Here is an 8,633-nt window from a genome sequence, read left to right as displayed (position 1 = left end):
GAACCATCACCCGCCATCAGCCAATATTCCGCAATTATTTAAATACGTAATTTCCAATCTCGTGCCGGAACCATCACCCGCCATCAGCCAATATTCCGCAATTACTTAAATACGTAATTTCCAATCTCGTGCCGGAACCATCACCCGCCATCAGCCAATATTCCGCAATTACTTAAATACGTAATTTCCAATCTTCCACCGGAACCATCACCCGCCATCAGCCAATATTCCACAATTATTCAAATACGTAATTTCCAATCTCGTACCGGAACCATCACCCGCCATCAGCCAATATTCCACAATTATTCAAATACAAATGGATTTCCAATCTCGCACCGGAACCATCACCCGCCATTAGCCAATATTCCGCAATTATTCAAATACAAATCTCCCGCCGGAACCATCACCCGCTATCAGCCAATATTCCACAATTATTCAAATACAGATGGATTTCCAATCTCCCCCCGGAACCATCACCCGCTATAGGTTAGAAACCTACGGCTAATAGCTCAAGTCATCTCAAAGATGACTCCAGAAAAGTTAAAAAAATTAAAGGCTAATTGAAAACACAAAAAACCCCGACTTGATAGCCGAGGTCGATGGGAGAATTCCAAATGTCAATGAAATATACCGATGCCGAAATCTTTTTTTCTTAGCTAACACCAGTTAGATAGTTAAGTTTGGTCTTTGCTAAGTTATGTGAATAAATTTAACAATAATATTACAAATAGTCAACTAGGCTTGACAAAAAAAGACTGATAGCTATTATAAGAGCTACTTATCAGGGACAGTATGGGATTATTTTTGAAGCTGTGGTAAGTGAAGTAGGGAAAATAAAACAGTTACTGGCTAAGATAGTGGGATGAAAATGAGAACCGATCGGCTGTAGAGACTATAAAACTGAGTGATTAGCTGCATAAATCAGGGTAATTGGAATTAAGCCAGAGATTTGAGAAGCTAGCTACTAGATCACCAAAGTCTTTACAATTCCTTTGTTACCTCAAAAAGTATTTCTCGACCTATGACGAATCAAGCTCCTATCCCGGTTATTGTCAACGGTGCTGCTGGTAAAATGGGCCGTGAGGTGATTAAGGTGGTGGCACAAGCGCCAGACTTAAACCTAGTGGGTGCAATTGACCACAGTTTAGAACATCAAGATAAAGACGCTGGAGAATTAGCGGGTTTAAGCGAACCCCTAGAAGTGCCAATTACCAATCAATTAGAACCGATGTTAGGGTACGTGGCTGGCGACAGACAGTCTCCGCCAGGAGTGATTGTAGACTTTACCCATCCCGATTCAGTTTATGACAATATTCGTAGTGCGATCGCCTACGGTATTCGTCCTGTAGTTGGCACCACTGGGTTAAGTCCAGAACAAATTCAAGACTTGGCAGACTTTGCCGACAAAGCTAGCACTGGTTGTCTAATTATTCCTAACTTTTCCATTGGTATGGTGCTATTGCAACAAGCCGCAGTTGCAGCCTCCAAGTATTTTGACCATGTAGAAATTATCGAACTGCATCACAACCAAAAAGCTGATGCTCCCAGTGGTACTGCCATTCAAACGGCGCAGTTATTAGGAGAATTGGGTAAAACTTTTAACCCTGCTCTTGTAGAAGAAACGGAGAAATTAGCAGGAGCCAGAGGTAGTATAGCAGATGAAGGGATTAGAATTCATAGCGTGCGCTTGCCAGGATTGATTGCTCATCAAGAAGTTATTTTTGGCGCAGCAGGACAGATTTATACTTTACGACATGATACGAGCGATCGCGCTTGTTATATGCCAGGAGTGCTACTAGCGATTCGCAAAATCTTAGCGCTAAAGTCGTTAGTATATGGATTAGAAAAGATACTTTAAACACACTATTGCTCATTCATCACTCAGCACTCATGTTAGTACCACTGACTCGCCAGAAATTTGAACAAGTTATCCCCCTAATTGCCACTGGTTTGCAGTACAAGTACTACTGGGGGAAGTTCTCAAATTTTTTGCAACGGCTGTTAATTTCTGTAGTTGGCGTAGTTGTTATATTGCTTGTGAAAGTCATTTTTAGGCTTGAGTTTGCTTCAATAGTATTTGTGCTAGGAGTAATTAGCGCTTTTTTTTGGCTGTGGTATCCAGTATTTCAAGCAAGTATGCGGAATTTGCAATGCCGCCGTTATAAGTATGGCGGCTTTTTCCGTGGTCGAGTGCTAGATTGGTGGATTACAGACCGGTTGATGGGCAAAACCGAAACAGTCAACAGCAAAGGCGAATTGGTGATTGTCGAAAATCGAGAAAAACAGATTAACTTAGAGGTGGGTGATGAAACAGGATTTAGCATTGAGTTTGTAGCACCATTACGTCCTGCCCACAAAGTTATAACTCACGGTCAAATTGCAGAAATGGTAGTGATGTCAAATCGCCCAGATTTGAGCAGTATTGAAGAATTCAGCGATATATACTTTCCTAGCCGTGACCTGTGGGTTAGCGATTATCCTTATTTACGGCGAGACTTCTTTAACGAAGTTGGTCGCCGCTTGCGTGAAGACCAACAACAAAAGCCGCGTCGGCGACGTCGTAGCACAGAAGAGTAAACTAGTCAGCTCCAACTTTTGAAGACGGTGTGTTTCGACTCCGCTCAACATAAATTCGCGTTCAGCGAAGTCAAAAATCACGCATTCAAAAATCAAAATTAAGAACCCCATACTTCGACTACGCCCTTCTCTACGAGAGGCTGCGCCAACGGCTACGCCCTTCGGCTACGCCCTTCTCTACGAGAGGCTGCGCCAACGGCTACGCTCAGGACAAGCTCAGTACAAGTTTTGAATACTTCGGCTACGCTCAGTACAAGTTTTGAATTCGGAGCGAAGCGACGTGACTTTTGAATGCCTGAAGACGTTCCTAACTCCCACGATTTCCATCTTGTCCATAGGCTTGCCAAGCCAAGTCTACCAATCCATCAACGATCGCAGCTGCTACAACTGCATTACCTTTGCGGCTGTCAATTGTAATGTGAGGCACTAGGGAGTCTTGTAAGCGCCTCTTCGCTTCATCAACATCTACAAATCCCACTGGAGTCGCAATTATCAAAGCAGGTCTAATTTCCTCAGCTTCAATTAAATCCACCAGTGCTGTTAGTGCTGTTTGCGCTTGGCCCACCACAAAAATGCCCTCTGGATAACGCTTTGCTAAGGTTTCTATTCCCCATGCTGCCCGAGTTTTTTCTTTTTGAGGACGTGTCAGAGCTTCCATGCTGCAATACACCGGATTAGCAAAGGTGTTTTGAATCTCGTAGGCAATACCTACTTGCACCATTGGGACATCTACCACAATTGTGGTACGCGCTGCTAGTGCTGCTGCTCCTGCTTGCAAGGCACGCTCAGAGAAACGAATTAAAGACTTATACTCAAAGTCAGCTGTAGAGTATATTACCCGACGCACAATCTCATACTCTGCGGGTGAAAAAATATGATTTTCAATTTCACTATCAATGATTGCTAAACTTTGAGCATCAGTTAGGTGCCATTCCATTTTTGTTGAGCTTCTCAAATATTAGCTTTCAGCTTATCAGCTTCAGAGAGTTAGGAGTTAAGAGTTAAGAATTATAAGTTAATTAAAAACTCATAACTCCTGTACAGACAAGGGTTAATCGCGTCTCTCCTCACTTATAACTCATTACTGGAAGAAGACCGACTGAAAACAGGAGATAGGTAGGCAACCAAGACACCAATGAAAAATCCAGAGATATTGCGAACTAGAGGTAACCAGTCGCTTGTGCGTGTCACCACTGGCCCAATGCCAAAGGCAAGAAACAAAATTCCCCACAAAGGTGAGAAAATTAAAGCCCATTGCCAAGCGAAAACTTGTCCTTTCTCGCGGGGTTGAGCTGCAAATCCACAAATCACCCCACCAATAATTGAGGTAATCAAGGTGAGAATCCACTGCTCTCGTGGCAGTCCGGGGACAACATTGCAACCACCCTTGAGTAAACAGCCTTTAACCGATTCTAAGGCTTGCAGAATGGCTTGGTCTTCGCCTTGTTCGCGGACAAAGTACAAATTACCGAAGCGGGTTTGCAGTTCTATCCAGAACGTCCGGGGTAAAAGTTCATAAACAGCATCGCCGACGCTAAAACTGAGGATGTTACCGCCACGAGAATCGGCAACTAGTAGAATGCTTTTGTCATCCAAACCCCAATATTTTATGACTGCCCGACCTGGGGTGCGGTCATACTGGGTCAATACTCGCAGTTTCCAGCCCGTATCGGCTTCAAACTGCTCTAAATCTTTGACAAGCTTTTCTTCTTGCAGGACAGGAAGAGATTTTGCTAAGTCTACAACTGGGGTAAAGGTGTTAGGGAGTAACTCAGGATTGTCATAAGCCAGTGCTGGGGGAGAATGCATCACCCAAATTGACCCAGCCAGAAAAAATACTGCAATAGATACCAGAATTCGTCGCCAAAAACAAGATTGCATGGACGTTTTTATACAAATATCAACGGTAAAAGCGAACAAGTTGTTTTAAAAGAGTAGTGGAAAAGTGATACTTCTTTACACTTGTTTACTTTACTCTAATCTAAGGGATCAAAGCAAAGCGTTTTTGAGGAGTGGGGATTGGCAGTGGTATTCATAATAAGTAAAGATAAAGTGCGTTTTGTCAATCAGTTAAAATACTCAAAATATTTTAATTGAAAATGATAATCGTGGATGGGAAGAGTGTAGCAGGCACTTGTTGCATACCTCTTAGCCCTGTTTTTAATTCAATACCGTTCAGTTAAGCCCAAAAACCTTGCTAGAGACGCGTTAGCGTAGCGGGACGAAGTACAATTTCGCGTCTCTACAGGTCTAAAATCAGTAGCAAAAATCCTTAACTGAACTGTATTGGTTTTTAATTATCATTATCGCCAAAGTTTTGAACAACTCAAAATTGACTAAGCTATAGCGAAGTTCCCCATACAATAAAAGGTGAATGATTAGAGGTGAGAGATGACTAACAAAGAATTATTAATCCAAGAAATAGAAACTTTACCGCCGGAGTTGCTAACAGAAGCACTCGATTTGATACGTTCTATTAAGGTTAACTATACAAAAAAGGAGTTGGAACCAGGTAAGCTTGAACCTATCCCTTTAAGCGATTCTAGAAAAACTTTTAGTGATCAAGAGCAACTTACATACCGTCCTGCTTCCGGGCGCTCCATCCTTCGACACGCTCGCACTTGGGAAGGTGACGACTTTGAAGAATGCCTTCAAGCAGTATATGCTACCCGTGGTCAAGCTAAATTTGATGACGAAAACCTATTTGAATAATGTATTTACTTGATACAAATCATTGTAGTGCCATTATTTTAGGTGAGCCAAATGTTATCCGTCGCGTGAATGAAGTTGGAGAAAATAACATTGCCACTTGCGTAATTGTCCAGGGTGAATTGACATTCATGATAGAAAAATCCCAACGCAAAGAAAATAATCTGGCTCGCTTGACAGAATTTTTAGAAGATATTCGCATTTACCATATAACAGAAGAAACAGCAACAATTTACGGTCAAATTAAGACAGCTTTATTCAATCAATTTGCACCCAAAGATAAAAACAAGCGGCGAAAAACTAAAATTGTTGGTTTGGGTTTTGATGAAAATGACATTTGGATAGCTGCTATTGCACTGCAAAATAATTTAACTGTGGTTTCCAGTGATAGTGACTTTTTGCGAATTCAACAGGTGAGAACCTTTTCGCTGGAATCTTGGGTTTGATTTGCAGCATAGAGCTATAGGTGCATAATTACAGCTATTTTCAGGTAAATAGACCACGCAGTAGGGGTTTAGCAATGCTAAACCCCTACAACAGATGTGGTTCAAATACATGAAAACTGCTGTAACTAATGCCCTTTTTTAATCAATCTTCATCATCAAAATTGCTTTCCCAGCTAGCAGCGTCGCTGTAACTGTCATTAACGCGGTACATTTCTGCTTTGCTCCGACGATTTTGTTGCTTTAGTACTTCTCGTTCTCGCAACGTTAGTGGTGGTTTTTCATTGCTTGGCAAGCGATCGCTTGTTCGCCTTGTGGGTTTTTGGCGCGTGAAATTTCTCCAAGCAGCTTTCGCGCCAACAAAGATGCTGCGTGTACCTACTTGCAGATTTTGAGCCTGAATTCTTACACTATCAAGGCTTTGATCAACTTGTTTCACGACTTGATTAGCACTTTTTACACCTTCACTGACATCATCAGTTAAGTCAGTGATTTCCAAACCAGTCACACGGATAGCTTCTAGAGTGGGCGGTAACTCCCGCGAGAGTGTATCAAATAGCTTTTCCGCACTACGAGCAGCGCGTGCTAACTCCTGCAAAGCAGGTATTGCCGCCACTAAAACCGCAGTCAAACTTGTGGCGACTAAGAGTAAAGAAAGTCCCAACCAAAACAGGGGGTCAATCACGGTTATGTCATTTATGAGCGTTCTAATTGCTGGGGAAGAGAATCTGAGTCTTCAGATGTTTGCCGCTTCAAGACTTGGCTTTCTCTCTGACTAGCATCTACACCTGCTGCGATCGCTTCCCGTAATCTATCTAGAGTTTCATCCCAGTTTTGCAATGCGCTAGCAGAAAGACGATCTGCGTGGATTTGCACACTCGTTGATAAGTCTTCTGCCAATTCTGGGATAGCATTGGCAGATTTTTTCAAAATTTTACGCGTTTCGCGCCCTGTGCGGGGAGCCACGAGCAAACCGGTCAAAGCACCGATGGTAGCTCCCAGCATCAAACCGCCAAAAAATACTCCAGAACGGTTATTAGACATCTTGTTGTTTCTCTCCTTACACCCATTTTAGGTGGGTTTTCTCTCCTTGCAAGACTCGACCGATTTTATTCAGTTAATCTCTTGTGACAAAATATCAGCCAAAAATGTTGCTTTTATTCATTAAATATCAAAACTATAGGAATCGTATTTGATTTTTGAAATTATCTACGTAGGCGGGGAGTGGGGAGTAGGGAGTAGGGAATAAGGAATTAGGCTTTTTGAATTGTACCGAGCTTTTTCAGAAATCAAATATTAGTCCTATATTAATTACTTATAATTTAAAATTCCCTACGTCCCTGTCTCACCGTGTTCCCGCGTCCCTATGTCAGCCCTAATTATAAATGTTCATGTGAACTTGACATAACTCATTTTCCAATAGTTCTTTTCGCTGGCGTTAACTCTAGCCTACGAAAATAACGCTGCCAGATTTGCCGTCCTAGCAAAAGTAGACTGATAATTTGCCGCACTTGTTGGATTTGCATTTGTAGTACTTGATTTTTCTGCCGTAAGTTATAAATACTCTCCTGACTGAGATAAATATTTTCGGGTGCTTTATTAAGTGCTGCATGGGTACAACTTTCATAGGCGCTTAACCTATCTGCTATGTATGCTAACTGCTGCTTGAGTTGCCACACCTGCCAAGCCACATATAGTAGTATCAGCGAAATGAGGGTGTTCACGAGGATAACTAAAATAACCATTGTTTATCTTCACCAATATCAGCTTTGAGAAATTGTTCTATATACTTGACAAAGCTGTTAGCTATTAGCTATTAGCTATTAGCCCGGTACATGCCTCGCTCTTAATGGGCGAAAAATTAATCTTGGGGAGGTTAATACCCCGCTCATAGTGGGCGGCTTGTCTAAAACTAATCGCTAATCGCTAACCGCTAATCGCTTTTATTTGGTTCTTATTTAATGATTAAGAAACTAAAAAATAAAAATTATCGCACAAAGTACAGGCGGGATTATGCAATAAAGAGCAGTTATATAATGCTCTGAGCGTTATTGAAAGGCTTTACTAGGTGAAATTTAGTCTAACAAAGGCTGATGGCTAAAAAATTACCAATTCGCCAATTTTGTAACCACCAGATGCCCACACCTGGCAAAACCACAGCTACAATTGCCTTAGATTCACGACTCGGTTTGCAAAATCAACCCGTATGCTCAATAAGCCCCAGCATAACTACGTTCCACTCCTTAACCTGATAATCCTAGATCATTTGCGACCTTTGTGGAATATAAGCACAATGGTATAGCCCCTTCAACAGACGGTGAGAGAACTACACTACACTCTTTACCGGAGGCTCCCCAGCATCACCTTTATTATTGTGCTTTTACCTCTACCAGTTTTCCAGCCTGACAATTCAGATCATGTGGAAAAGCTAACGATTGACCTAACCCCCTAGCCCCCTTCCCGACACGGGAAGGGGAAAAATTCAAAGTTTCTGACGCCACATGCTTCAAGTCGGCAGAGCCGCAAGGGCGCAGTGGTTCCTCCTTGTAGGAGAGAGAAATAGAAGTGAGGTTTTCCAGATACCGTGAAAAGTTAGGTTTTCCAGTCTGTCGCCTGAACTTAACTAACATTTTGTCTGCAAAAACCTCACTTGGGGTTCACCAAGCAAAAATTGCTGGATGTGCGATGGGGAAAGGAGAGAGTCTATTAATTCTTCTTCCCTTAAAAAGGCTTGCTCTAATTCCCTCCTTGTTAAAAAGGGTTAGGGAGGATCAAGTCTTAACCCAAGCGTATTGACTTATATTCTTAATTATAAGAATTACTGACTCACAACTTGCTCTTGCGATTCCTGTTGGACTGCTGACCCTTGAGTTCCTAGTTGAATCAGTTCAATTTTATACCCAT

General features: G+C 42.1%; 9 protein-coding genes. 4 read left to right on the top strand and 5 right to left on the bottom strand.

Going from position 1 to position 8,633, the window contains the following annotated elements:
* The first annotated feature begins 1,021 nt into the window (after nucleotides 1-1,021).
* Together dapB and LC574_RS14155 are read left to right on the top strand one after the other, a co-directional pair.
* Nucleotides 1,022-1,858 carry a 4-hydroxy-tetrahydrodipicolinate reductase gene (dapB, locus tag LC574_RS14160; RefSeq protein WP_229454110.1) on the top strand — a complete coding sequence of 279 codons (837 nt, stop codon included), beginning with the start codon at nucleotides 1,022-1,024 and terminating at the stop codon, nucleotides 1,856-1,858.
* Between the two features lie 32 nt (nucleotides 1,859-1,890).
* Nucleotides 1,891-2,577: a phosphate ABC transporter permease gene (locus tag LC574_RS14155; protein WP_229454109.1), complete on the top strand. Its 687-nt coding sequence runs from the start codon at nucleotides 1,891-1,893 to the stop codon at nucleotides 2,575-2,577.
* Between the two features lie 307 nt (nucleotides 2,578-2,884).
* Here the strand turns inward: LC574_RS14155 and LC574_RS14150 are convergent, their stop codons facing one another.
* Both LC574_RS14150 and LC574_RS14145 read right to left on the bottom strand, forming a co-directional pair.
* Nucleotides 2,885-3,514, bottom strand: a complete 630-nt coding sequence (locus LC574_RS14150) for a precorrin-8X methylmutase (RefSeq protein WP_229454108.1) — start codon at nucleotides 3,512-3,514, stop codon at nucleotides 2,885-2,887.
* 134 nt (nucleotides 3,515-3,648) lie between these two features.
* Nucleotides 3,649-4,458: a TPM domain-containing protein gene (locus LC574_RS14145; protein WP_229454107.1), complete on the bottom strand. Its 810-nt coding sequence runs from the start codon at nucleotides 4,456-4,458 to the stop codon at nucleotides 3,649-3,651.
* Between the two features lie 510 nt (nucleotides 4,459-4,968).
* On the opposite strand from LC574_RS14145, the gene LC574_RS14140 reads away from it, so the two are divergent.
* Nucleotides 4,969-5,289: a DUF2281 domain-containing protein gene (locus LC574_RS14140; RefSeq protein ID WP_229454106.1), complete on the top strand. Its 321-nt coding sequence runs from the start codon at nucleotides 4,969-4,971 to the stop codon at nucleotides 5,287-5,289.
* A complete protein-coding gene (locus tag LC574_RS14135) occupies nucleotides 5,289-5,732 on the top strand; it encodes a PIN domain-containing protein (RefSeq protein ID WP_229454105.1) in 444 nt (147 codons plus the stop codon). The genes LC574_RS14140 and LC574_RS14135 overlap by 1 nt, the downstream gene beginning before the upstream one ends.
* A 142-nt stretch (nucleotides 5,733-5,874) precedes the next feature.
* Here LC574_RS14135 and LC574_RS14130 read toward each other — a convergent pair whose 3' ends face one another.
* The 3 genes from LC574_RS14130 to LC574_RS14120 all read right to left on the bottom strand — a co-directional run bounded on the left by LC574_RS14130 (nucleotide 5,875) and on the right by LC574_RS14120 (nucleotide 7,474).
* Nucleotides 5,875-6,414 carry a DUF948 domain-containing protein gene (locus LC574_RS14130; protein WP_229454104.1) on the bottom strand — a complete coding sequence of 180 codons (540 nt, stop codon included), beginning with the start codon at nucleotides 6,412-6,414 and terminating at the stop codon, nucleotides 5,875-5,877.
* Nucleotides 6,415-6,425: 11 nt separating this feature from the next.
* Nucleotides 6,426-6,773 (bottom strand): YtxH domain-containing protein, encoded by a 348-nt coding sequence (locus LC574_RS14125; RefSeq protein WP_229454103.1) that lies wholly within the window; start codon nucleotides 6,771-6,773, stop codon nucleotides 6,426-6,428.
* 365 nt (nucleotides 6,774-7,138) lie between these two features.
* On the bottom strand, nucleotides 7,139-7,474 hold the full coding sequence (locus tag LC574_RS14120; protein WP_229454102.1) for a hypothetical protein: 336 nt from the start codon (nucleotides 7,472-7,474) through the stop codon (nucleotides 7,139-7,141).
* Between the last annotated feature and the right edge of the window lie 1,159 nt (nucleotides 7,475-8,633).

The sequence above is a fragment of the Nostoc sp. CHAB 5715 genome (assembly GCF_020829685.1).
Taxonomy (GTDB): Bacteria; Cyanobacteriota; Cyanobacteriia; order Cyanobacteriales; family Nostocaceae; genus Nostoc.
The sequence above is the reverse complement of the archived record's forward strand: the minus strand, read 5'-3'. Positions and strand labels throughout refer to the sequence as shown.

Bases quoted from the DNA above. Each gene is read 5' to 3' on its own strand.
- dapB (WP_229454110.1), top strand. From the start codon at position 1,022: ATGACGAATCAAGCTCCTATCCCGGTTATTGTCAACGGTGCTGCTGGT.
- LC574_RS14155 (WP_229454109.1), top strand. From the start codon at position 1,891: ATGTTAGTACCACTGACTCGCCAGAAATTTGAACAAGTTATCCCCCTA.
- LC574_RS14150 (WP_229454108.1), bottom strand. From the start codon at position 3,514: ATGGAATGGCACCTAACTGATGCTCAAAGTTTAGCAATCATTGATAGT.
- LC574_RS14145 (WP_229454107.1), bottom strand. From the start codon at position 4,458: ATGCAATCTTGTTTTTGGCGACGAATTCTGGTATCTATTGCAGTATTT.
- LC574_RS14140 (WP_229454106.1), top strand. From the start codon at position 4,969: ATGACTAACAAAGAATTATTAATCCAAGAAATAGAAACTTTACCGCCG.
- LC574_RS14135 (WP_229454105.1), top strand. From the start codon at position 5,289: ATGTATTTACTTGATACAAATCATTGTAGTGCCATTATTTTAGGTGAG.
- LC574_RS14125 (WP_229454103.1), bottom strand. From the start codon at position 6,773: ATGTCTAATAACCGTTCTGGAGTATTTTTTGGCGGTTTGATGCTGGGA.
- LC574_RS14120 (WP_229454102.1), bottom strand. From the start codon at position 7,474: ATGGTTATTTTAGTTATCCTCGTGAACACCCTCATTTCGCTGATACTA.